Below are 24,095 nucleotides of genomic sequence, written 5' to 3' on the forward strand. Positions count from 1 at the left end.
CCTTGAAAACAATTTTTAAACAGGCTCTTAATAAGCTCTGTCGTCTTTTCCTTCATAAAAATTCATAAACGCACGGTTCACAACACGGTTTCCGCCCGGTGTCGGGTAATCGCCTGTAAAATACCAGTCGCCCAGATTTTCAGGACAGGAAATATGCAGGTTTTCTATTGTTTGGAACATAATTTTCAAATCGGCTTTTACTGAATCAGGGTGCAGCATTTCCGAGATTTTATCCGAAATTTCTTCGGCACTAAACGGAGCATACATTTCTTTTACATAATTTGTTACCTCAGCGTCCGGCAGGTTTTCTTCGGCTTTGCATTTGCCATAAATTTCATCAATGATGTGGTACATATTGCGTTCTTTCAGCAATTCCAGTGTGGCATTGAAGGCAATTAATGTTTCCATTTTTGCCATATCAATTCCGTAACAGTCCGGATAACGGATTTGCGGAGCGGAAGAAACCACAATGATTTTCTTAGGGTTCAAACGGTCGAGCATTTTCACGATAGACTGTTTCAAAGTCGTTCCGCGAACAATACTGTCGTCAATCACAATCAAGGTGTCAGTGGGTTTTACGACTCCGTATGTTACATCATAAACGTGTGCCACCATATCGTCCCGGTTGCTGTCGTCAGTTATAAACGTACGCAGTTTTGCATCTTTTATTGTGATTTTTTCTGTGCGAATGGTTTTAGAAAGTATTTCGTTTAGTTTTTCTGTACTCAGATTACCTTCTTCTGCCAATATTCTTTGGATTTTTCTCTTATTCAGAAATTCCTGAGCTCCTTCAACCATTCCGAAATAAGATACTTCGGCGGTATTTGGAATGTATGAAAATACTGCATTTTCCACATCTTCGTTGATTTCTTTAAGAATCATCGGCATCATTGTTCTTCCCAACTGCTTGCGTTCCTGATAAATCGACGCGTCGTTTCCGCGTGAAAAATAAATGCGTTCAAACGAACAAGCTTTGCGTTCCAATGGTTCCAAAATCTGTTCAAAAGAAGTTTGTCCGTCTTTTTTGATGATAATCGCCTTTCCGGGATCTAATTCCTTGATTTCTTCCAAAGGAACATTGAATGCTGTCTGGATAACCGGACGTTCGGACGCTATTACTGTAATTTCATCATCTTCATAATAAAACGCCGGACGAATTCCTGCCGGGTCACGCAACACAAACGCATCGCCGTGCCCAAGCATTCCTGCCATTGCAAAACCTCCGTCCCAATTTTTGGACGCACGACGCAAGATTCTTCCGATATCCAAACGTTCGCCAATAACCGGCGATGCTTCTTTTTTGGTCAATCCTTCTTTATCACGCAGTTCAAAATAGAGATTTTCTACTTCATCGTCCAGAAAATGTCCGATTTTTTCCATTACGGTAACCGTGTCAGCCATTTCTTTCGGGTGTTGTCCTAAACGTACCAAGTCAGTAAAAAGTTCTTTAACGTTGGTCAGGTTAAAGTTTCCGGCAACAATCAAATTGCGGTGCATCCAATTGTTCTGACGCAAAAACGGGTGTACGCTTTCGATATTATTTTTTCCGAATGTTCCGTAACGCACGTGCCCCAAGTAAACTTCGCCCAAATAAGGCAATTCTTTTTTCTGTGCATCAATATCGTTTGCCAGTTCCGGACGTTCTTCCAGTTCGGCATTAATCCGTGAATTGATTTGCGAAAAAATATCCTGAATCGGCGAAGGTTTGTTGGAACGCACACGGCTGATATATCGCTCGCCCGGTTCCATATCCAGCTTGATGCTTGCCAAACCGGCTCCGTCCTGCCCGCGGTTGTGCTGTTTTTCCAGCAAAAGATACATTTTCTGGATTGCATAAAAGCTTGTCCCATATTTTTCTTTGTAGAAAGACAAAGGTTTCTTTAATCTTAAAAGTGCAATACCGCATTCGTGTTTTAAAGCGTCGCTCATTGTAATGATAGTTGTGTTGTTTATAAATCAAAAAAAGCCCCGTGATGAGGCTTTGCATTTTTATTCTGCTAATTCTATGTCAAACTGTGTCAGCATTTTGAATTGCTGAAGTCGTGTATCTACTTCGTCTTTTGATAATTGCTCCATACGCTGTGTTCCAAATTTTTCTACACAAAACGATGCCAGGTTTGAACCGTAGATAACCGCATTTTTCATATTGTGGAACGAAACAGTTTGTTGTTGTGCCATATATCCGGCAAAACCTCCGGCAAAGGTATCTCCGGCTCCTGTCGGGTCAAAAACTTCTTTCAGCGGCAATGCAGGTGCAAAAAACACCTGATTATTGTGAAACAGCAATGCTCCGTGTTCACCTTTTTTAATCACTATGTATTTCGGTCCCATTTTATGAATGATTTCCGCCGATTTTACTAAAGAATATTCTCCGGAAAGCTGGCGTGCTTCTTCATCATTGATGGTAATTACATCAATGCGTTTCATTACTTCTTTTAATTCGTCCAAGGCACAATCCATCCAGAAATTCATTGTGTCTAAAACAACTAATTTTGGTTTTTTGGTCATCTGGTCCAAAACACTGATTTGGATATTCGGATGCAGGTTTCCTAACATTACCACTTCTGCATTTTTGAAATGTTGGGGAACAACCGGATTAAAATCTGCCAAAACGTTCAATTGCGTATCCAATGTGTCGCGTGAGTTCAGGTCGTTGTGATAACGTCCGCTCCAGAAAAACGTTTTTCCGTTTTCAACCTTTTCAATTCCGGAAATATCAATGTTTCTGTCGGTCAATAAATCCAGATATTCCTGAGGAAAATCGCCTCCTATTACCGAAACAATCGCTGAATCTACATTGTTGAAATGAGATGCAGACAAACCGATATACGTCGCCGCTCCGCCCAGAATTTTATCGGTTTTGCCAAACGGGGTTTCAATCTCGTCAAAAGCTACCGTTCCAACAATCAATAATTTGCTCATATAGTGGTATGTAATGAAGATGCAAAGATAATACGAATCGGGAACTTTTACAACAAGAAAGTTGTAAAGTACGTGTGCTAAAAGTATAAAGTTTTCAGATGATTTTTTGTTGTTTTAGTGTTTATAAAGGTGGAGGGGTGTGTAAGAATAAATATAGAAGAATAATTCGTATCTTCGCAATCTGTATTCAATCTAAATAAAATAGTTATGACTCTTGACCAATTGCCAAAGAGCCAGCCTTCAGTGATTAAAGCAATAAATACTGAAAACGTCCCATTAAAACTCATCGAAATAGGGTGCATGGCGGGAAACATCGTCGAGGTGTTGCAAGTTGCTCCGTTGGCCGACCCGATTTATATTAAAGTAAACGATTCTTTTATGAGCATCAGAAGAGATTTGGCGGAACAAATAGAAGTAGAACTTATTTAAACCACTTATGAAGTCTTTAAAAATCGCTTTAGTCGGAAATCCAAACGTTGGAAAAACCTCCATATTCAACGCTTTAACGGGGCTAAATCAGCACGTAGGTAACTACCCCGGAGTAACAATAGAACGCAAAGCCGGCACTACGCACCTGACCAAAGATATTAAAGCCACAGTGGTAGATTTGCCCGGAACTTATTCTATAAACCCAAGCTCGAAAGATGAGGAAATAGCTCTGAAAGCTTTGTATGACCCGAATAATAAAGATTATCCGGATGTGGTGGTTGTGGTGGTTGAGGTTGAAAACCTGAAAAGGAACTTGTTGCTTTTTACACAAATTAAAGATTTAGGTTTTCCGACGATTTTGGCTTTGAACATGGCCGATCAAATGGACAAAAAGGGAATTTCCGTTAATGTAGGGTTGCTGGAACAAAAATTGCAAACCAAAATTGTCATGATTTCGGCACGAAAGAATGAAGGCATTGATATATTGAAACAAGCTGTTTTGGATTGTGACCAGAATGTAACCGAAAAGATTTTTGATTTAAAATCAATAGATGCAGGTTATTTCCAAACGTTGGAAATGCTTTATCCTAACCAGAATCCTTATAAAGTATGGCTTACACAAACTAAGGTGTTTGCGTTTGAAGGAATTAATCCGTTGGTTTCCAGTAATACTGAGTTACAAAAAAATGATAGTGAAATCAAAAGATTACAACACAAAGAAACGATTAAACGCTACCAGTTTATCAATGAAATTCTGAAAGAAACTTATGTAATAGATACGACGAAAGCCAAAGATTTCCGCATGCGTTTTGATCGCATTCTGACGCATAAATTCTGGGGCTATGTGATTTTTATGATAGTAATGTTGCTGATTTATGGTTCGGTTTTTGAGCTGGCGGCTTATCCGATGGATTTTGTGGACGGTTTGTTCTCTGATTTATCCGCATGGGTAAGTAGCGTATTGCCTGAGGGTAAATTAACCGGACTTATAGCAGACGGAATCATTGTAGGCTTGGGAGGCGTGATGATGTTTGTTCCGCAAATAGCTATTTTGTTTTTCCTGATTTCAATTCTGGAGGAAACCGGTTATATGAGTAGGGTCGTGTTCTTAATGGATAGATTGATGAGACCGTTTGGACTAAATGGTAAATCTGTAGTTCCGTTGGTGTCGGGAACCGCTTGTGCTATTCCCGCAATTATGGCAGCACGTAATATCGAAAACCCCAAAGAACGACTAATCACGATGTTGGTTACACCTTTTACGACCTGTTCGGCACGGATTCCGGTGTATATCATCATTATTTCGCTAATTATCCCGCAAACTTATCTGTTAGGATTTATTCCGTTGCAGGCATTGGTAATGACCGGAATGTATCTGTTGGGATTTATAGGAGCGTTGGGAGCCGGCTGGGTTTTGAGCAAAGTTATCAAAGCCGACCGCAAGTCGTATTTTATCATTGAAATGCCTACCTATAAACTACCGATTCTGAAAAACGTGCTGTTGAATATGTACGAAAAAGTGCTTTCATATATCGTTGGTGCCGGTAAAATTATTTTGGCATTATCGGTAGTGCTTTGGTTTTTGGGATCACACGGACCTTCGGATACGTTTGGAAATGCAGAAGAAATTGTTACAGAGCGTCATGTTCAGCAAGAAACTTCGGCAGAGCAATTAGAGAATGCAATCGCAGAGTATGAGCTGGAACATTCCTATATCGGAATCATCGGACGTACAGTAGAGCCGGTATTTCGTCCATTAGGGTATGATTGGAAAGTGAGTATCGCGGTATTGACTTCGTTTGCTGCCCGAGAAGTATTCGTAGGAAACCTGGCGGTGTTGTATAATCTGGGTGCAGACCTTGATGTGGAAGAAGACGGCGGAAGAATCGTTGATACACTCGCCAAGGAGAAACGGGCAGATGGCACACCGGTTTACAGCTTTGCCATGGGAATTTCATTATTGTTGTTTTATGCATTTGCAATGCAATGTCTCTCTACCGTGGCTATAACGAAAAAAGAAACCAATTCGTGGAAATGGACTGTTTTTCAACTTGTTTTTATGACAGGTTTTGCTTATATTGTATCGTTGGTAGCCTATCAGATTTTGAAATGATGATTAGCTAACTCATTAACAAATAACGAAATGCAAGACATAATTGTATATGTTTTATTAATTATCGCAGTTGCTTTTCTATTGCGGAAGTTTGTCTTTAAGAAGAAAGGCAAAGGAGGTTGTGATAATGGAAATTGTGGCTGTGGGTAAGAAACCGTCCGGCTGCATTTTTCTAGTTATTTCTTTGAGAAAAAAACTAAATTTTCTCTAAGCTAAAATCTTAATCTCCTGCCAGATTTTCTCTGTGCACATTGCATAACGCTATAATCGGAATTTAGCTCATTAAAACTTGTTAGGCGGTTGGTTAATTTTGTCAAAATAAGTTACACTATCTTTAATTGCGGTATCTAAAGAGCTATACCTCATATTTAAATCAGAAATAGACTTTTTATTGCTGTAATAATTTTTTAGACAAAGTGTTTGCATATTAGGAAAACTTAAACTCGTCCGGATATTGAGTTTTCGCAAGCCATTTCCTATTATACCCAACGCCAACAGCAATAATTTAGGTATGGGTATCAAAAATGATTTTTGTTGGGTAATATGGGTTAGCTTGCTGAAAAAATCTTTATAGGATAAATTTTCTCCGGCAATTAAGTATTTTTCTTTTTCTGTTCCGTTTTCGAAACTCTTGGTAATCGCATTCACTACATCTTTTACAGCAACGAAATTTTTACCTCCGGGAGGGTAAAAAATAAACTTTTTATTCATTCCCATCAATATGATTTTTCCTGAACTGGGCTTGCTGTCAAATGCTCCTATCATAAAGGTCGGATTCAGAATCTTGACCTTTGTATCACTCTCCTGAGTGAGTAAATACTTCTCGGCTTTCAACTTGCTTTGGGCATAGTAAAGTTGGTTAAAAGGCTTTTTTATGCTTTGGGACTCTGTTCCTAAGTGTTTTGCACAGCCATGACCTATCGTGTTTGCCGTACTGATAAAAATAAATTGAGATACATGATTTACCAACGACTTTTCAAACAACCTTTTAGTCGCCTGATAATTGATTTTATCATAATCTGAATATTGAAGTAAGTTCGTTGCGGTCTCTGCGGCAATATGCACGACGATTTCTGCATCGTTCAGATAATCATCATAATTGCCCCAGAGATCCATTTGGATCAACTCCAGGTTTTGATTTCTCTTTCCGACATAACCCTCCGGATTTCGAACGATGGCTTTTATCTGATGTCCTTGTTCCAACAATTCATTGGCCAAATTAGTGCCGAGTAATCCGGTAATTCCCGTAATGAATATTTTTTTCATAGTTTTATTTCTAACTCCTTTTTTATTTTGTTTGTAAGCATGGGTAGTTTTATCCATATAGGCATAATTTTTAAAAACAGCCAGCTCATGTGATTTACCATAATTACGGTATCTCGTTTTTGTATTTGACGGATGCAATATCGTGCAACTTTGTCCGGGTTCAGAGAGGTTTTTTCTGCAAAAAAACCTTGTTCCTTGATTCTTTTTTTTACTTCATCATTGGTTTTCATAGGACCAGGATTAACTACGCTAACAAAAACATTTGTGTTTTTAAGCTCCTGATAAAGTCCGCGAGAGAAGGAATGTACAAAAGCCTTAGACGCCGGATACACCGTTTTATAGCCAATTGGCGAAAAAGCAGCAAGGCTGGAAACGTTCAAAATATAAGATTGGTGTTGTCGTTTGAGATTGGGCAGTAACTGGTGGGTAAGCATCGATGTGGCCATAACATTTATTTGTATGATTTTTTCGATATAATTTGATGAAACCTCATCAAACTTTTTGGTACCGCCCACGCCGGCATTGTTTATCAAAAAGTTGATTTCAAAATGGTCATTGAGCCACTTAGCAAGCTTTAATACGTTGCTATTAATACTCAGGTCAGTTTCATAATATATTGCTTTTATACCAAATTCTTTTTCAAGATTGAGGCATAATCCGGATAAATTTTCATCAGGTAAACTGATTAAAATCAAATTTTTTCTTTGTCTTGCAAACTCTTTGGCAAATGATTTGCCCAAACCTTGACTTGCTCCTGTGATTACTGCAAATAAATTACTCATTGATAATAAGAATAAGTTGATTGCAGCAAAATTAGAACGCAAGGAGGTTATTAATGCTCTTACTTATCCATCAGAACAACTTTTTGGAAATTGTTGTAAATGTAATATTATCAGTGCTTTAAAAGTTCTTGTTTATAATTTTGAACGATTTTTTTTGTATTCACTCGGGGTATATGTAGTCATTTTTTTAAATGTGGTATTAAATGCCGTTTTTGAATTGAACCCAGATTCATAACCTATTGCAATCATAGTCAAATGATCGTATTTTGAATCTATAAGTAATTCTTCAGCCTTTTTCACTCTGTATTTATTAATGAAATAAAAGAAGTTTTCTCCAAATCCTGTATTTAAAACATAGGAAAGCTGATGACTCGTGATGTTTAACTTTTCTGCTAATTTTAGAAGATTCAACTCATTATCTAAATAGGGTTGTTCTTCCTTCATCAAAGTCAAAATAGCCGCTTGGATTGTTTCAAGTTCTCTATCATCAACCCGTTTTATTTTTTCTTCATCATTTCTTTCTTCCTGAGAAACTTTATTAATAACGGTTTCATTTATATTCAACCCTTTGGGGTAAATCTCTTTTTGTTTTATCGAATAGTGGGCAACTAAATAAACAACAACAAGAAAATATATATTGATGTAAATATTTAATTTATCGGCAGTGAAAAAGAGGTTATATCCTAGTATTAACAATGCTGAAGCAATAAAAGAATAGATAATATACTTTATCCATCGTAAGTCGATTGACTCTGTATCTGAGGCAAAAAGCTCAATGTTTTTTTGATGTTTTTTGACCTTTATATATGCTAATACGGTATAAAACAAAGAATGACTCATAAAAAAGCAAACATATAAAAGGCTAAATATGCTTTTATTTAGCTTTGGTTTGCATAATAGTAAAATAAAGAATATAGATGGTGCAATTAGAAACCAAATGTCTTTTTTCGAGTATTTATAACGCGGATTGGTATAAAACTTTACGCTCATATAAAAAGTGAGCGGTACTAAATACTGCAACATCCTTAACGTGATGATTATTGGACTGTTTTTCTCATATTCTTCAGGAATTATCATTTCGTCTAACCAAAAGGTGGACCATAAAAAGAGGAAGATGCCAAAGTAAATATTTGCTTTCTTGTTAACGTTAGTAGCATGAGTTAAATGCAGGAAAGATAACAATAACAAACCTCCGACGATAAATGATATGACCATTGAATTAAAGTCCATAGACAAAAAATTATTGGACTAAATTACTTAAAAAAAGACTAAGTGATTAATCGTATGTTAAAACATTTTTTGTAATTTACTCTGGATAATCAATTTTTATATTGTCAATATTTTTATTGAAACCAAACTGACGGGGACGTTCAATGACTGTTACTGTGATTGTTCATCTCGTTTTTAAATATGCCGGTTATGCTAATAAACCAAGGTAGCATCTATAGGAAAATTAGTTACAAAATAACCCCAGAATATGCCTGGGGTTACTTTATATGTGGAAATGTATAGCTTATTCTGCGAAAAGAGCCTTTAACTCTGTGGCTTCGTTGGCTTTCATTTTTCCGGACAAAACCAAGCTGAGTTGCTTGCGTCTCAGAGCAGCTTCGAAGCGTTCTTTTTCCAAATCGGTTTCAGGTTGTATTTGTGGTATTTCGACTGGTTTTCCCATTTCGTCCACCGCAACAAAGGTGTAAATCGCTTCATTGGCTTTAAGACGACTGCCGGATTCACGATCCTCTATCCAAACGTCAAGAAATATCTCCATTGAGCTCCTGAAAGCTCTTGAAACTTTGGCTTCGATAGTGACTACACTGCCCAACGGAATGGCATTGTTGAACGCCACATTATTGACCGATGCGGTAACGCATATTCTTCGGGAGTGCCTACGGGCAGTGATGCTGGCTGCTCTGTCCATTCTTGCCAGAAGTTCTCCGCCAAACAGATTATTCAACGGATTGGTTTCTCCGGGCAATACCATATCTGTCATGATGGTAATGGACTCAGAAGGAGTTTTTATTGTCATTGTTTTTTTGCAAAGATAAAAAACCCCCTCGATTTTAGAACTGTTTAAGCCGGTCTTGTAACAAATATTTTTGAGATGATTTTTTTCTTACACTAAGAGCCTGTTTAAAATTTGCCTTGTTCTAAACAAAAAATAACCTATAAACATTTTTACAATACAAATTTAACAGGCTCTAAGGAAAACCATCAATTCATCAAATCTTCAATTTCATCAGCTTCCAACGGAATGTTTTTCATAAGATTTAATGGCGTTCCGCTGTTTGTGACAACATAATTGTCTTCCAGGCGAATACCAAAACCTTCTGCGGGAATATAGAATCCCGGTTCGATAGTAAATACCATTCCCGGAACAAAATCATCGGTAAGAATACCGTAATCGTGTGTGTCTAAGCCCATATGGTGGGACGTTCCGTGCATCATATATTTTTTGTAAGCCGGCCAGTCCGGGTCTTCGTTTTGCACATCGGCTTTGTCCAGCAATCCCAAACCTAATAGTTCAGATGTATAGATTTTGCCTAATTCCTTATGATAATCATACCAGTTTGTGCCGGGAGCCAATAGTTTTTCAGCCTCTTTTTTGCATCTCAGCACCGCTTCGTACACCTCACGCTGGCGAGCAGTGAATCTTCCGTTAACAGGAATTGTACGGCTCATGTCAGAAGAATAATTCGCATATTCGGCAGCCACGTCAAACAAAATCAAATCACCATCTTTGCATTGCTGGTTATTTTCAATATAATGTAATACATTCGCATTGTTTCCAGAGGCGATAATCGGCGTGTAGGCAAAACCTTTGGAGCGGTTTCTCAGAAATTCATGGGCAAATTCCGCCTCAATTTCATATTCCCAAACACCCGGTTTCACGAAGTCGAGAATTCTTCTGAATCCTTTTTCTGTGATATTACAAGCGTGCTGAATCAGGTCAATTTCTTCCTGCTCTTTTACCGAACGCAAACGTTGCAAAATAGGATTTGACCGCAAATAATTGTGTCCCGGATAATCCTGTTTCATTTTTTTGATGAATCGGTCTTCCCGGGTTTCTGTTTCCACGCCGGCACGATAATGCTCATTGGTGTTGATATAAACATTTTCGGCTTCCACCATCAGTTTCCTGAATATGGACGGAAAGTCGGACAACCAATAAATCGTCTGTATTCCGGTGTTTTCTCGAGCTTTCTCTTTGGTCAGTTTTTCGCCTTCCCAAATAGCGATATGCTCATTGGTTTCCCGAAGAAAAAGCACTTCGCGGTGTTTCGCTTCAAAAGCGTCCGGAAAAATAACCAGGATAGATTCTTCTTGGTCAACACCCGACAGGTAAAAAATATCCCGATGCTGGGCAAATGGTAAAGTGGAGTCTGCCGAGACCGGATAAATATCGTTGGAGTTTAAAACAGCCAAACTTTGCGGAGCCATTTGTGCTGCGAATTTTTTTCTGTTTTTGATAAATAAATCAGGGTTTATTGTGTGATATTTCATAGAAAAATGGTTTTATACACCCAAAGTTACGACTTATTCATTGTATAGCAGAATCCTTTATGGTTTTTTTAAAGTGAGGAAAAGAAATCTTTGTCTTTTGGTATCAAATATTCCTGATTTGGACAGACATTAAACAGTTTCTTTTTAACTTTGCTGAAATTTTGAAAAAAGATGTACAGAACACACACTTGTGGCGAACTTCGTCACGATAATATTGGTCAGGAAATTACTTTGTCGGGCTGGGTACAGAAAACCCGTGACAAAGGATTTATGATTTGGGTTGATTTACGCGACAGATATGGCATAACTCAGCTTATTTTTGACGAATCCAGAACCGATAAAACGGTTATGGAACAAGCCAAATCTCTGGGGCGTGAGTTTGTGGTTCAGGTTACCGGACAGGTCATCGAACGAGAGTCGAAAAACCCGAATCTACCGACCGGCGATGTGGAAGTTTTGGTACAGAAATTAACGATATTAAATGCCTCTGAACTGCCGCCGTTCACTATCGAAGACGAAACCGATGGTGGCGAAGATATCCGAATGAAATACCGTTATCTGGATATCCGAAGAAATCCGGTTAAAGAAAAATTATTGTTCAGACACAAAGTGGCTCAGGAAGTGCGAAACTATTTGTCTGCTCAGGATTTCTGCGAAGTCGAAACGCCTTACTTGATTAAATCTACTCCGGAAGGAGCAAGAGATTTTGTGGTGCCTTCCCGCATGAATTCAGGCGAGTTTTATGCTCTGCCGCAATCGCCACAAACTTTTAAACAGTTGCTGATGGTGGGCGGAATGGACAGATATTTTCAGATTGTGAAATGTTTCAGAGACGAAGATTTGAGAGCCGACCGCCAGCCGGAGTTTACCCAAATCGACTGTGAAATGTCTTTTGTAGAGCAAGAAGATATTTTGCAAACATTTGAAGGACTAACCAAACATTTATTAAAAAAGATAAGAAATGTTGATGTAACAGATTTTCCGAGAATGACTTATGACGAGGCCATGCGGAAATATGGTAACGACAAACCGGATATTCGTTTCGGAATGGAGTTTGGCGAACTGAATGAAGTGACTCAGCATAAAGATTTTAAAGTATTTAACGAAGCTGAACTGGTAGTCGGAATGGCTGTTCCAAATGCAGCGTCTTATTCCAGAAAACAAATTGATGAGCTGATTGATTGGGTAAAACGCCCGCAAGTTGGAGCGTTGGGAATGGTATATTGCAAATGCGAATCCGACGGCACGTTCAAATCATCGGTAGATAAATTTTACGACCAAGAAGATTTGGCGAAGTGGGCAGAAGTTACCGGAGCCAACGCAGGCGATTTGATTTTGGTACTATCTGGAAAAGCCAACAAAACCCGTGAACAGTTGAGTGCTTTGCGAATGGAATTGGGCAATCACTTAGGATTGAGAAAATCAGATGAATTTGCACCGCTTTGGGTAGTTGATTTCCCGTTGTTGGAATGGGACGAAGAATCTGAGCGTTTCCACGCGATGCACCACCCGTTTACTTCACCAAAGCCGGAAGATATGGATAAATTGGAATCTGACCCGGGTGCAGTTCGTGCCAATGCCTACGACCTGGTATTAAATGGAAACGAAATCGGAGGAGGGTCAATCCGTATTTTTGACAAAACGATGCAACAGCGAATGTTTAGTCTTTTAGGATTTACGGAAGAAGAGGCCGAAAACCAGTTTGGATTTTTGATGAATGCTTTCCGTTATGGAGCACCGCCACATGGTGGAATCGCATTCGGATTAGACCGTTTGGTGGCTATTTTGGGCGGGCAGGAAACCATCAGGGATTTCATCGCTTTCCCGAAAAATAATTCCGGACGTGATGTGATGATTGAAGCTCCGGCAGCGATTAGCAAAGAGCAGTTAGACGAATTGTCTATTTGTGTAAAAACAGAATAATTAACCAGGAAGGAGTTTTAACTTCTTCCTTTTTTATTTATAATTCAATATGAAAAAAATAATAGCAACCTTGCTTATCTTGTTTTCCGTACAGTTGGTAACAGCTCAGAAAACAGAACTTTATCGCATTTATAATGCCAAAGGAAAAAAAGTACATTTCGACAAAATGACAAAAAAAGTCAGCGATGCTGATGTGATATTATTTGGCGAACACCACAACAATGCCGTTGCTCATTGGCTGCAGTTACAACTGACCAAAAAAATGCACCAACAGCGACAAATTGTGTTGGGTGCCGAAATGTTTGAGCGAGATAATGCACAGGCATTGAGCGATTACGTAAGCGGAAGCCTGGACGGAAAAACCTTTGACAGCGTGGTGCGTTTCTGGAATAATTATGTGACAGATTACAAACCTTTGGTGGAGTTTGCCAAAGAAAACCAGGTAGATTTTATTGCGACAAATGTTCCCCGAAGATACGCCAGCAAATTGTATAAAGAAGGAGAAGAAGCCTTATTCGCTTTGCCGGAAGAGGAGAAAGTGTGGATTGCACCGCTACCTTTTCCGTATGATGCCACGTTGCCGGCGTATGCCCAAATGATGGAAATGTTTAAAGATAGCGACCATGCCAATGAGAATTTCCCGAAAGCTCAAGCCATCAAAGATGCAACAATGGGCTATTTTATTGTGCAGAATCTGCGGTCCGGACAACAATTTATCCACTTCAACGGGGCGTACCATAGCGATAATTATGAAGGGATTTATTGGTATCTCAATCAATATAAACCGGGATTGGACATAAAAACAATAACCGTCGTTGAGCAGGAAGATATTTCTCGCCTGGAAGACGAACATAAGCAAAAAGCGGATTACATTATTGTTTTCCCGACAGATGCTCCAAAGAGTTATTAATAAAGTATTCAAAAAATATTATTTAACGATATCATGAAAATGATATCGTTTTTGTTTGGTATATTTTTGTAATTCAGTGTTTTATTGCTGTTTTTGGAGCAAACACAGGCTGAGTTTGTTTAAACTGAATATAAATAAAGGGTATGGATTGCTTGTTATTCGATTTAGCAGTAAATTTGTCTTAATTTTTTTAAGAGAAATTATAATATAACATTTATGGCAAAATCTGCACTTTTAAAGTCGTCACTTGGTAAAAAATACTGGATGGCACTTACCGGATTATTTTTATGCTTGTTTTTAGTAGGTCACTTAATCGGAAATTTGCAACTGATTTACGGAACCGATTTACAGTTCAACCAGTACGCACATTTCATGACTACTAATCCTGCGGTAAAAGTATTATCGTATTTAACGTACATTTCCATCTTGTTTCATGCAATTGATGGAATTATCCTGACAATCCAAAACAAAAAAGCACGACCGAAAGGTTATGTGAAAAACAATGCCGGAGCCAACAGCAAATGGCAGTCAAGAAACATGGCGGTTTTGGGAACATTAATTTTGGTTTTCATCGTAACGCACATGACCAATTTTTGGGCAAAAATGCACTTCTCGGAGATGCCTTTGCAGCAGCAAACAGTTGTTAACCCAATGATGGGAGAAACAACGGTGTATAACACTACCAACGGAATGCTTATCAGCCACGACCAGTTATTGACTGGGGCATTTGAACTTAAAAACGGAAAAGATTTTTATATTCCGGATTCAGATGTAAAATATGCAGAAGGTTACAAAGATTTATACAAAATCACAGTGGAGTTTTTCAAAGACCCTAAATTTGGCTTAATCGCTACAATTGGGTATGTGTTGGCGATGTTCGTATTGGCATTCCACCTTTTGCACGGATTCAACAGTGCTTTCCAATCCATAGGGATTAATAATGTAAAATACAATGGATTTATCAAAGGTTTCGGGCAAGGTTTTGCTATCGTAGTACCTTTATTATTTGCGATAATCCCTGTGTACATTCACTTTTTTAAATAACAGTCAAAATCATTGCTTGATATGACAACTTTAGACAGCAAAATACCAACAGGTTCATTAGCAACAAAATGGACAGAATATAAAAGCCACATTAAACTGGTTAACCCGGCAAACAAACGTTTGATAGACGTTATTGTAGTAGGTACCGGTTTGGCAGGAGGTTCCGCAGCAGCCACTTTGGCGGAACAAGGATATAATGTAAAGGCTTTCTGCTATCAGGATTCACCTCGTAGAGCACACTCGATTGCAGCTCAGGGCGGAATCAATGCAGCAAAAAATTATCAAGGTGACGGTGACTCCGTATATCGGTTATTTTATGATACTGTAAAAGGGGGCGATTACCGTTCCAGAGAGGCCAACGTACATCGTTTGGCAGAAGTTTCCGTGAACATCATTGACCAATGTGTGGCTCAGGGGGTTCCGTTTGCGAGAGAATACGGCGGATTGTTGGACAACCGTTCGTTTGGAGGAGTACAGGTTTCAAGAACATTCTACGCCAAAGGACAAACCGGACAGCAGTTATTGCTGGGGGCTTACTCAGCGATGAACCGCCAGATTAACCGTGGTAAAATCAAAATGTATAACCGCCACGAAATGCTTGATTTGGTCGTAGTAAACGGCAAAGCACGTGGAATTATCGCCCGAAATCTGATTACAGGCGAAATTGAAAGACATTCGGCCCACGCAGTAGTGATTGCTACCGGAGGATACGGAAATGTATTTTTCCTTTCAACCAACGCAATGGGGTCAAACGTTACCGCAGCATGGAAAACACATAAAAGAGGAGCGTATTTCGCAAATCCTTGTTATACGCAGATTCACCCGACTTGTATTCCGGTTTCCGGAGAAGACCAATCAAAACTGACTTTGATGTCAGAGTCTTTGCGTAATGACGGGCGTATCTGGGTTCCGAAGAAAATAGAAGACGCTCAGGCAATCCGTGCAGGAAAATTAAAACCAACACAAATTCCCGAAGAAGACAGAGATTATTATCTCGAAAGAAGATATCCGTCGTTTGGTAACCTTGTGCCGCGTGATGTGGCGTCGAGAGCTGCCAAAGAAAGATGTGATGCCGGATATGGAGTAAATGCAACAGGAGAGGCAGTTTATCTGGACTTCTCAAGTGCGATTGATAGATACGGAAAAGAACAGGCAAGAATTCATCATTTAGATGAAAACGATGCAAAATTAGTTTATAAATTAGGAAAAGAAGTCGTTGAAAATAAATACGGTAACTTGTTCCAGATGTATGAGAAGATTGTTGACCAGGATCCATACACCACGCCAATGATGATCTATCCGGCGGTACATTATACTATGGGTGGACTTTGGGTAGATTACAATCTGATGACCACCATCGAAGGATGTTATTGTTTAGGAGAGGCTAATTTCTCAGACCATGGTGCAAACCGTTTGGGAGCTTCGGCTCTGATGCAAGGGTTGGCAGACGGCTATTTCGTGTTGCCATACACTATCGGGGATTATTTGTCGCAGGATATCCGAACAGGTAAAATTCCTACAGACACACCTGAATTTGATGAAGCAGAAAAACGCGTGAAAGATGCCATTGACCACTTTATAAATAACAAAGGCTCTCACTCTGTAGATTATTTCCATAAGAAATTAGGAAAAATCATGTGGGACAAAGTAGGTATGGCACGAAACGCTCAAGGCTTGACAGAAGCCATGAACGAAATTGCTACATTGAGAGAAGATTTTTACAAAAACGTAAAAGTTTCCGGAACAGCAGATTCTTTCAACCAAGAGTTGGAAAAAGCACTTCGTGTGGCTGATTTCCTTGAATTGGGAGAATTGTTTGCCAAAGATGCTTTACACAGAGAAGAATCATGTGGAGGGCACTTCAGAGAAGAACACCAAACCGAAGAAGGAGAAGCGAAAAGAGATGATGAAAACTTCGCTTATGTAGCTGCCTGGGAATACAGAGATAACCCGAGAGAATCGGTACTGCACAAAGAAGATTTGGTGTATGAAAACATTAAAATGGTAACGCGTAGTTATAAATAGTCATTAGTGAAGAGCCAATAGTAAATAGTATAAAAGTGAAAACATATAAAGATTTACTGATTTGGCAAAACGGATTGACTTTAGTTAAGTTAGTTTACCAAAATGTGGAAGATTTTCCTAAAAGTGAAGTCTTCGGATTACAGAGTCAGATAAAAAGAGCCGCAGTATCTATTCCTTCTAATATAGCAGAAGGGTGGGGTCGAAATTCAACACAAAGCTATATTCAGTTTTTAAGAATTTCAAGAGGTTCATTATTTGAACTGGAAACGCAAATAATTATCGCAAGAGAATTGAATTTCATAGATGAAACAAAATTTAATGAGATAATTGAATTAATAACTGAAGAAAGTAAAATGTTAAATGCCTTCATAAAGTCGTTAAGTAAATAATTCAGAGTAATCTCTATTGGCTTCTGGCTTTTGGCTAATAAACTTGAAAAAAATGAATCTTAAATTAAAAATTTGGCGTCAGAAAAACGCAAAAGATAACGGAAAAATGGTTGATTATCAAATCAACGAAGTTTCGTCGGATATGTCTTTTCTTGAAATGCTTGATAAGCTCAACAACGAGTTGATTGAGAAAGGAGACGACCCGGTTGCATTCGACCACGATTGTCGTGAGGGAATCTGCGGAATGTGTTCATTGTTTATCAACGGAGAAGCTCATGGACCTGACAGAGGCGTAACGACTTGTCAGTTACACATGCGTAAATTCAAAGATGGAGATACAATTTATATCGAACCGTTCCGTGCTAAGGCTTTTCCGGTAATCAAAGATTTGGTGGTGGACAGAACTTCTCTGGACAGAATCCAGCATGCCGGAGGGTATGTATCAGTAAACACTTCCGGAAACACACAGGATGCAAATAACATTCCGGTTAACAAGCACGATGCCGACAAAGCGTTTGATGCAGCGACTTGTATCGGGTGTGGAGCTTGTGTGGCATCATGTAAAAACGCTTCTGCGATGTTGTTTGTTTCAGCAAAAGTATCTCAGTTTGCCTTGTTGCCGCAAGGACGTATTGAGGCGGCAGACCGCGTGAGAAACATGGTTGAAGCTATGGACGCGGAAGGTTTCGGAAACTGTACCAACACCGGAGCGTGTGAAGTAGAATGCCCGAAAGGAATTTCCTTGGAAAACATTGCCCGTATGAACAGAGAATATTTGAAAGCATCTGTAAAATAACAAACGATTTTTTCATATAATAAGCCAAAACCTCAGTTACCCGACTGAGGTTTTTTTTGTTTCTGGAAAAGTTTATATCTTCGTGTATAATAACATTTTAGGTGATATGAAAAGGATAGAAGATTATATTTATTTAGTAATCTATCTAATTATTGGAGGATTAGTAGGATCGTTCTTAGACCTGCTTTTAAAAGTTGATTTCCTAAGCGATTTAGGTATCCTTGCGGGCTCATTACTTTTTTTTCGATATATAGAAAGAAGAAAGTCGGAGGATCGTTAATTGTATTAGAATTGTATAAGGGGCTGTTACAAAACATCCCCTTTTACTTTACCACAACCTGCATCGTTTCCCGATTGATTTGTTGCAGAAAAATGGTTTTGTTTTGTAAAACTTTTTGTATGGATTCCTCGTTAAAATGGCGAATGGTATATAGTGTCAAACCTTCGTTGTAGGTGGTTTTATATTTGGTGTTGAGCTTGTCGAGCAGTTGGTGGAAATGCCCGAATTTATCTTCGATACAAACCGAAAAACTAATTGCAGAATTCTGAATCACATTCACTTTTATCCGGAATTGCTCAAATAATTCAAACAATTGTGAAATGTTTTTTTCCACGATAAAAGAAAAATCTCTCGACGAAACCGACAGCAATATCTGATTGGGTTTTACAATGAATATAGGTGTTTTAGGAATCAAATCTGCTCCGCCCGACACGCTTGTTCCCGGTAATCCCGGATTGACAAATGATTTTACATACAACGGAATACGCTTGTTTTGCAACGGTTGTAAGGTTTTCGGGTGGATAACCGATGCCCCGTAAAAAGCCATTTCAATGGCTTCTTTATAAGAAATTTGCTGAAGAAGTGTAGTGTCTTCAAAATGCCTCGGGTCGGCATTCAACACACCCGGAACGTCTTTCCAGATAGCCACACTTTCAGCATTCAGACAGTAAGCGAGAATTGCCGCTGAATAATCAGACCCTTCTCTGCCGAGCGTTACACTGAAATGATTCGGGTCAGACCCAATGAAGCCTTGTGTCAGGTAAATTTTATCCTCAGAGATAACTTCTTTTATATTCTTTTGCGTCCACGCCCAATCGACATTCGCATCGCGGTAATTATTGTCGGTTTTAATCAGGTTTTTGGCATCAACCCAAATGTTTTCCAAACCATTTTCCTGTAAAAATTCACTCAGGATAATCGTGGAAAGCATCTCGCCACAACTGACAATCTGGTCATAAACAAAATTGTAATTTGGCGATTGGTTGGATTGCATAAAGTTTTTTAAATCCTCAAAAACAGTTTCAATTTTATCAAAAACCGAATGATTTGTGTCAGGAAAAAGTGCGGTACAAATATCAGTATGGAAATCTTTTACCTGTCTGAAAGCATCTTCGGGAAATATCTTATGGTCAAAATATTGCCGGACAACTTCTTCCAACGCATTGGTCATCTTGCCCATCGCCGAGGCAACAATAATTCCGTCGGTAAAATTGCTGACTGACAAAACATGAAGAATATTCCGTACAGAATCAGCGTCTTTGATTGATGCACCACCAAATTTAAAAACTCTTTTGCTCATTTGTGTAATAATGTAAGTCACAAAGTTAAAGAACAAACAAATTAAAAAAGTTCTTTGTAAGCAGATTTTTGACGATATTTGTTTTTTGAAGCGACTTATTGAATTATGGATAAAAAATATACCACTTTAGGCGAGTTTATCATTCAGAAACAACAGGATTTTGATTATTCCACCGGAGAATTATCCCGGTTGATGAATGCGATTAAACTGGCTGCAAAACGAATCAGTAATAAAGTAAATAAAGCCGGATTGGTTGATGTGACCGGGGCGTATGGCAGCCAAAATGTGCAGGGCGAAGACCAGCAAAAACTCGATGTACTGGCAGATGAAATATTTATCCAGACATTGATAGACAGGGATATATTGTGCGGAATCGCCTCCGAAGAAAACGATGATTATATCGCTATCTGCGACGGCAACGGTAGCCATAATAACAAATATGTTTTGCTGATGGATCCGCTGGACGGTTCGTCAAATATCGATGTGAATGTTTCGGTAGGTACGATTTTTTCCATTTACCGCAGAGTTTCTGCAGAAGGAACGCCGGTAACGAAAGAAGATTTTCTGCAAAAAGGGAAACTTCAGGTTGCTGCCGGCTACGTGATTTACGGTTCGTCAACGATGCTGGTTTATACCACCGGAAACGGCGTAAACGGATTTACGCTCGACCCGGCAATCGGGACATTTTACCTTTCTCACCCGAATATGAAAATTACGGAAGGCGGTGCGATTTATTCCATAAACGAAGGAAATTACAATCAGCTGGAAGAAAATGTGCAAAAGTATATTGAATATTGCCGTTCAGACGAAGATAAAAAACCTTACACAGCCCGGTATATCGGCAGCCTGGTGGCAGATGTACACAGAAATATTCTCAAAGGCGGAATTTATATGTATCCGGGAACAACTAAAAATCCGAATGGGAAATTACGCCTTTTGTATGAATGCAATCCGTTAGCTTTTGTTATTGAGCAGGCGGGTGGTAAAGCTACCGACGGAAAAAATAATATTCTGGATATAGAACCTACGGCGTTGCATCAACGTGTACCTTTTTATGCCGGAAGCAAAAATATGGTGGACAAATTGCATGAAATGTTAGTTCTATAAATAGATACATCGAAAAAAAATAACCGCAAGCCTTGTCAAAAGCTGCGGTTATTTTTTTAGAGCTCGTTGAAATTTATCCGATAAAATCAAACTTATCTTCCAGCCATTTTCCAATTACCGGTAATGGTTTCATTTCCCCGTTTGCAGCATTGATGATTCCGATAATCATCAAAATAAGCAATAATATGCCGATAATATTAACGACCATACCCAGGAAAAGTATGCTAATCGAGATAATATTCAAAATAAAACCAACAATCGCCAAGCCCAAAGACTGACGCAGATGATATCGGGACAAAGCGTCCAAATTGTCTTTACCGATTAAATAGGCTACTAACCAGCCTATGATGGTTATGTAGGATACAATGGAAATAGTTTTGTTGTTCATGATATATTTGGGTTTGATTATTTACTTTCAGGTGGGAAATTTGCCAATACTTTGGCAATCATTTCCTTGATTCTTTCTTCTTTTTTCTCTGGATTCAACCGTAATTCTCCGGAAACTTTTCCTTGCCAGATTAATTCTTTATTACCCGCTTTCAGAATATCGATGTAAAGGATTCCTTGTGTTTGGGTATTAACTGTTTGGTATCCGCCGCCCCAAAAACCCCAAGGACGGTAAAAACCATAACCCCAACCACCATAATATTGGTTTACATACACATTTTCCTGTGTATCGGTAAAAAGATTAATCAGTAAATCCGGATTTTCTCCTTTGATAAATCCTTTTGATGACAGCTCAAAATCTATCGCTTGCATAATTCTTTTTTTGTCTAAATCAGAAATTTCCATTCCGTCCAAACCGGTTTTCAGATAAGCAAAAGTTTTGAACTGACTGAAATTCACGTTTCTGTCATAATCTGTTGCTACATGGACGCTGCTGCACGATGATAACATCAGCGTAAGTCCGATTCCTAAAAATAAGATTAGCTTTTTCATGTTTTTATGTGTTTAAAAGTTTGTCATCTACAAAATTCGGCAAAGTAACTTTCAGATTTGGTTCGGCTTCCATTGCACGTTTAATAGCGAAAACAGCCCCTTCGTTTCTTGCCCAGCTTCTGCGTGAAATTCCGTTGTTTACGTCCCAGAAAAGCATTGATTTTAAACGTTGCTCCGCCTCATTAGTTCCATCAAGAAGCATACCAAAACCTCCGTTGATAACTTCGCCCCAGCCAACGCCGCCGCCGTTGTGAATTGAAACCCACGTAGCTCCACGGAAACTGTCGCCAATGACGTTGTGAATCGCCATATCGGCTGTAAATCGAGAGCCGTCATAAATATTGGAGGTTTCACGATAAGGCGAATCGGTTCCTGAAACATCGTGATGGTCACGTCCTAAAACTACTGGTCCGATTTTCCCTTCGTTGATGGCATCATTAAAAGCTTTGGCAATGTTCATTCTACCTTCTGCATCTGCATATAAAATACGAGCTTGTGAACCAACTACTAATTTATTTTCTTGTGCACCACGAATCCATTGAATGTTATCTTTCATTTGTTGTTGGATTTCTTCGGGCGATGTTTTAATCATTTCCTCTAAAACTTCACAGGCAATATCATCGGTTTTTTTCAAATCATCGGGATTGTTTGATGCACACACCCAACGGAACGGACCAAAACCGTAATCAAAGCACATTGGCCCCATAATATCCTGAACATACGATGGATATTTAAACTCACGACCCAAAGTTGGGTTCGGATTCATTACATCGGCTCCGGCACGAGAAGCCTCTAACAAAAAAGCATTTCCGTAATCAAAGAAATACGTTCCTTTTGCCGTATGTTTATTGATGGCTGCTGCGTGGCGACGTAAGGTTTCTTGCACTTTTTCTTTAAATAATTCCGGTTCTTCCGCCATCATTCGGTTCGATTCTTCAAACGATTGTCCTGCAGGATAATATCCGCCCGCCCAAGGATTGTGTAACGAAGTTTGATCTGAACCTAAATCAATATGCAGATTTTCCGCATCAAATTTTTCCCAAACATCCACAACATTTCCAAGATAAGCAATAGAAACTACTTCTTTATTCGCTTGTGCTTTGCGAACACGAGTTACTAAATCGTCTAAATTTTCAATCACTTCGTGAATCCAACCTTGGTTGTGACGAATTTTAGTAATTTTCGGGTTCACTTCGGCACAAACTGTTACACAACCTGCGATTGTTCCTGCTTTTGGTTGAGCTCCTGACATTCCGCCCAAACCGGAAGTTACAAACAAGTTTCCTTTGGGTTCTTTGCCGATTTTTCTAAATCCGTTCAAAACCGTAATCGTAGTTCCGTGTACAATTCCTTGTGGTCCGATGTACATATACGAACCGGCGGTCATTTGTCCGTATTGGGTTACGCCCAACGCGTTGAATCTTTCCCAATCGTCTGGTTTGGAGTAGTTCGGAATCATCATACCGTTTGTAACCACGACTCTCGGAGCGTTTTTATGTGATGGAAACAAACCCATCGGGTGACCAGAATACATCACCAAAGTTTGTTCATCGGTCATTTCACCCAGATATTTCATGGTTAATAAATACTGTGCCCAATTGCTGAAAACCGCTCCGTTTCCGCCATAAGTAATCAATTCGTGTGGGTGTTGTGCCACGGCATAATCCAGATTGTTTTGAATCATCATCTGAATGGCTTTTGCCTGCAATGATTTTCCCGGATATTCATTGATATCTCGGGCATACATTCTGTATTTTGGACGAAAACGATACATATAAATCCGTCCGTATTTTTCTAATTCTTCCTTAAATTCGGGAAGAAGTATTTCGTGATGTTGCGGTTCAAAATAACGCAACGCATTGCGAAGAGCTAATTTTTTTTCTTCGTCGGTTAATATTTCTTTACGCTTTGGTGCGTGGTTAATTGTAGTATCATAAGCCGGGAGCGTTGGTAAAACGTCCGGAATTCCTTGTAAAATTTCTTCTTTAAACGTCATTGTTTTTGTTTTTTACTTTTCTTATTTGACCGATTAATTTGTTAAATCCGTATGGGCAATGTTTGCATCCACTCATGCAACAAAAACCTCGTTCCAAAAGGTACTTTTCCGTGAAAATGCGGAAACCCATTTCGGACAGGTAAAAATCTTCGCCCTCTACTAAATCTTTCTTCATTGTACAAATTTAATAATTTACGGCGTGAATTTCATTTTAAACTTTAGTTTAATATTGCGGTACTGTTGTATAAGTTACTTCCATAATTTTTCTACAAGAAAGTGATGATAATAATATAAAGAAAAAACAACTTCTTTGTTGTAATTTTGTAGGCTTGGTAAATTGTTTGCCGGGTTTAACTGTTTTATATAAATTGTT

General features: G+C 38.9%; 22 protein-coding genes. 10 read left to right on the forward strand and 12 right to left on the reverse strand.

Going from position 1 to position 24,095, the window contains the following annotated elements; all coding sequences use genetic code 11:
* Nucleotides 1-27: 27 nt before the first annotated feature.
* Both CDL10_RS01460 and CDL10_RS01465 read right to left on the reverse strand, forming a co-directional pair.
* Nucleotides 28-1,929: an amidophosphoribosyltransferase gene (locus CDL10_RS01460; RefSeq protein ID WP_100676882.1), complete on the reverse strand. Its 1,902-nt coding sequence runs from the start codon at nucleotides 1,927-1,929 to the stop codon at nucleotides 28-30.
* Nucleotides 1,930-1,989: 60 nt separating this feature from the next.
* Nucleotides 1,990-2,922 (reverse strand): PfkB family carbohydrate kinase, encoded by a 933-nt coding sequence (locus CDL10_RS01465; RefSeq protein WP_100676883.1) that lies wholly within the window; start codon nucleotides 2,920-2,922, stop codon nucleotides 1,990-1,992.
* 207 nt (nucleotides 2,923-3,129) lie between these two features.
* Between CDL10_RS01465 and CDL10_RS01470 the strand changes: the two genes are divergently transcribed.
* The 3 genes from CDL10_RS01470 to CDL10_RS01480 are packed head-to-tail and all read left to right on the forward strand — an operon-like array spanning nucleotide 3,130 to nucleotide 5,614.
* Complete coding sequence (locus tag CDL10_RS01470; RefSeq protein WP_243389272.1) at nucleotides 3,130-3,351, forward strand: FeoA family protein; 222 nt, start codon at nucleotides 3,130-3,132, stop codon at nucleotides 3,349-3,351.
* Between the two features lie 7 nt (nucleotides 3,352-3,358).
* Nucleotides 3,359-5,464 (forward strand): ferrous iron transport protein B, encoded by a 2,106-nt coding sequence (gene feoB / locus CDL10_RS01475; protein WP_100676885.1) that lies wholly within the window; start codon nucleotides 3,359-3,361, stop codon nucleotides 5,462-5,464.
* A 30-nt stretch (nucleotides 5,465-5,494) separates the two neighbouring features.
* Complete coding sequence (locus CDL10_RS01480) at nucleotides 5,495-5,614, forward strand: FeoB-associated Cys-rich membrane protein (RefSeq protein ID WP_100676886.1); 120 nt, start codon at nucleotides 5,495-5,497, stop codon at nucleotides 5,612-5,614.
* 132 nt (nucleotides 5,615-5,746) lie between these two features.
* On the opposite strand, the gene CDL10_RS01485 is transcribed toward CDL10_RS01480, so the two are convergent.
* The 5 genes from CDL10_RS01485 to CDL10_RS01505 form a co-directional block, all read right to left on the reverse strand.
* Nucleotides 5,747-6,730, reverse strand: coding sequence for an NAD-dependent epimerase/dehydratase family protein (locus tag CDL10_RS01485; protein ID WP_100678601.1), 984 nt, complete (start codon nucleotides 6,728-6,730; stop codon nucleotides 5,747-5,749).
* Nucleotides 6,727-7,512 (reverse strand): SDR family NAD(P)-dependent oxidoreductase, encoded by a 786-nt coding sequence (locus CDL10_RS01490; RefSeq protein WP_100676887.1) that lies wholly within the window; start codon nucleotides 7,510-7,512, stop codon nucleotides 6,727-6,729. Before CDL10_RS01490 ends, CDL10_RS01485 begins: the two co-directional genes overlap by 4 nt.
* A 132-nt stretch (nucleotides 7,513-7,644) precedes the next feature.
* Nucleotides 7,645-8,742, reverse strand: a complete 1,098-nt coding sequence (locus CDL10_RS01495) for a helix-turn-helix domain-containing protein (RefSeq protein WP_100676888.1) — start codon at nucleotides 8,740-8,742, stop codon at nucleotides 7,645-7,647.
* A gap of 283 nt (nucleotides 8,743-9,025) precedes the next feature.
* Nucleotides 9,026-9,538, reverse strand: coding sequence for an acyl-CoA thioesterase (locus CDL10_RS01500; RefSeq protein WP_100676889.1), 513 nt, complete (start codon nucleotides 9,536-9,538; stop codon nucleotides 9,026-9,028).
* 185 nt (nucleotides 9,539-9,723) lie between these two features.
* On the reverse strand, nucleotides 9,724-11,013 hold the full coding sequence (locus CDL10_RS01505; protein WP_100676890.1) for an aminopeptidase P family protein: 1,290 nt from the start codon (nucleotides 11,011-11,013) through the stop codon (nucleotides 9,724-9,726).
* A gap of 171 nt (nucleotides 11,014-11,184) precedes the next feature.
* On the opposite strand from CDL10_RS01505, the gene aspS reads away from it, so the two are divergent.
* The 6 genes from aspS (at nucleotide 11,185) to CDL10_RS01530 (ending at nucleotide 18,100) form a co-directional block, all read left to right on the forward strand.
* Entirely contained in the window at nucleotides 11,185-12,936 is a 1,752-nt protein-coding gene (aspS, locus tag CDL10_RS01510) for an aspartate--tRNA ligase (protein ID WP_100676891.1), read from the forward strand.
* A 49-nt stretch (nucleotides 12,937-12,985) separates the two neighbouring features.
* Nucleotides 12,986-13,846, forward strand: coding sequence for a ChaN family lipoprotein (locus CDL10_RS01515; protein WP_100676892.1), 861 nt, complete (start codon nucleotides 12,986-12,988; stop codon nucleotides 13,844-13,846).
* Between the two features lie 216 nt (nucleotides 13,847-14,062).
* Complete coding sequence (locus CDL10_RS01520; protein ID WP_100676893.1) at nucleotides 14,063-14,890, forward strand: succinate dehydrogenase cytochrome b subunit; 828 nt, start codon at nucleotides 14,063-14,065, stop codon at nucleotides 14,888-14,890.
* A gap of 21 nt (nucleotides 14,891-14,911) precedes the next feature.
* Nucleotides 14,912-16,915, forward strand: a complete 2,004-nt coding sequence (locus tag CDL10_RS01525) for a fumarate reductase/succinate dehydrogenase flavoprotein subunit (protein WP_100676894.1) — start codon at nucleotides 14,912-14,914, stop codon at nucleotides 16,913-16,915.
* 35 nt (nucleotides 16,916-16,950) lie between these two features.
* Nucleotides 16,951-17,304 carry a four helix bundle protein gene (locus tag CDL10_RS11445; protein WP_207760132.1) on the forward strand — a complete coding sequence of 118 codons (354 nt, stop codon included), beginning with the start codon at nucleotides 16,951-16,953 and terminating at the stop codon, nucleotides 17,302-17,304.
* Nucleotides 17,305-17,356: 52 nt separating this feature from the next.
* Nucleotides 17,357-18,100: a succinate dehydrogenase/fumarate reductase iron-sulfur subunit gene (locus CDL10_RS01530; RefSeq protein ID WP_100676895.1), complete on the forward strand. Its 744-nt coding sequence runs from the start codon at nucleotides 17,357-17,359 to the stop codon at nucleotides 18,098-18,100.
* A gap of 323 nt (nucleotides 18,101-18,423) precedes the next feature.
* Here the strand turns inward: CDL10_RS01530 and CDL10_RS01540 are convergent, their stop codons facing one another.
* On the reverse strand, nucleotides 18,424-19,680 hold the full coding sequence (locus CDL10_RS01540; RefSeq protein WP_100676897.1) for an aspartate kinase: 1,257 nt from the start codon (nucleotides 19,678-19,680) through the stop codon (nucleotides 18,424-18,426).
* Between the two features lie 105 nt (nucleotides 19,681-19,785).
* Between CDL10_RS01540 and fbp the strand changes: the two genes are divergently transcribed.
* Nucleotides 19,786-20,787, forward strand: a complete 1,002-nt coding sequence (fbp, locus tag CDL10_RS01545) for a class 1 fructose-bisphosphatase (protein ID WP_100676898.1) — start codon at nucleotides 19,786-19,788, stop codon at nucleotides 20,785-20,787.
* Nucleotides 20,788-20,860: 73 nt separating this feature from the next.
* Here the strand turns inward: fbp and CDL10_RS01550 are convergent, their stop codons facing one another.
* Genes CDL10_RS01550 through CDL10_RS01565 form a run of 4 tightly spaced genes read right to left on the reverse strand, consistent with a single transcriptional unit; the run spans nucleotide 20,861 to nucleotide 23,897 of the window.
* Complete coding sequence (locus CDL10_RS01550) at nucleotides 20,861-21,175, reverse strand: import component protein (RefSeq protein WP_100676899.1); 315 nt, start codon at nucleotides 21,173-21,175, stop codon at nucleotides 20,861-20,863.
* 17 nt (nucleotides 21,176-21,192) lie between these two features.
* A complete protein-coding gene (locus tag CDL10_RS01555; protein WP_100676900.1) occupies nucleotides 21,193-21,726 on the reverse strand; it encodes a DUF4136 domain-containing protein in 534 nt (177 codons plus the stop codon).
* A 4-nt stretch (nucleotides 21,727-21,730) separates the two neighbouring features.
* Entirely contained in the window at nucleotides 21,731-23,722 is a 1,992-nt protein-coding gene (locus CDL10_RS01560; protein ID WP_100676901.1) for a urocanate hydratase, read from the reverse strand.
* Nucleotides 23,712-23,897 carry a DUF5522 domain-containing protein gene (locus CDL10_RS01565; protein ID WP_100676902.1) on the reverse strand — a complete coding sequence of 62 codons (186 nt, stop codon included), beginning with the start codon at nucleotides 23,895-23,897 and terminating at the stop codon, nucleotides 23,712-23,714. The genes CDL10_RS01560 and CDL10_RS01565 overlap by 11 nt, the downstream gene beginning before the upstream one ends.
* Nucleotides 23,898-24,095 lie beyond the last annotated feature (198 nt).

The sequence above is a fragment of the Avrilella dinanensis genome, assembly GCF_002807015.1.
GTDB lineage: Bacteria > Bacteroidota > Bacteroidia > Flavobacteriales > Flavobacteriaceae > Flavobacterium > Flavobacterium dinanensis.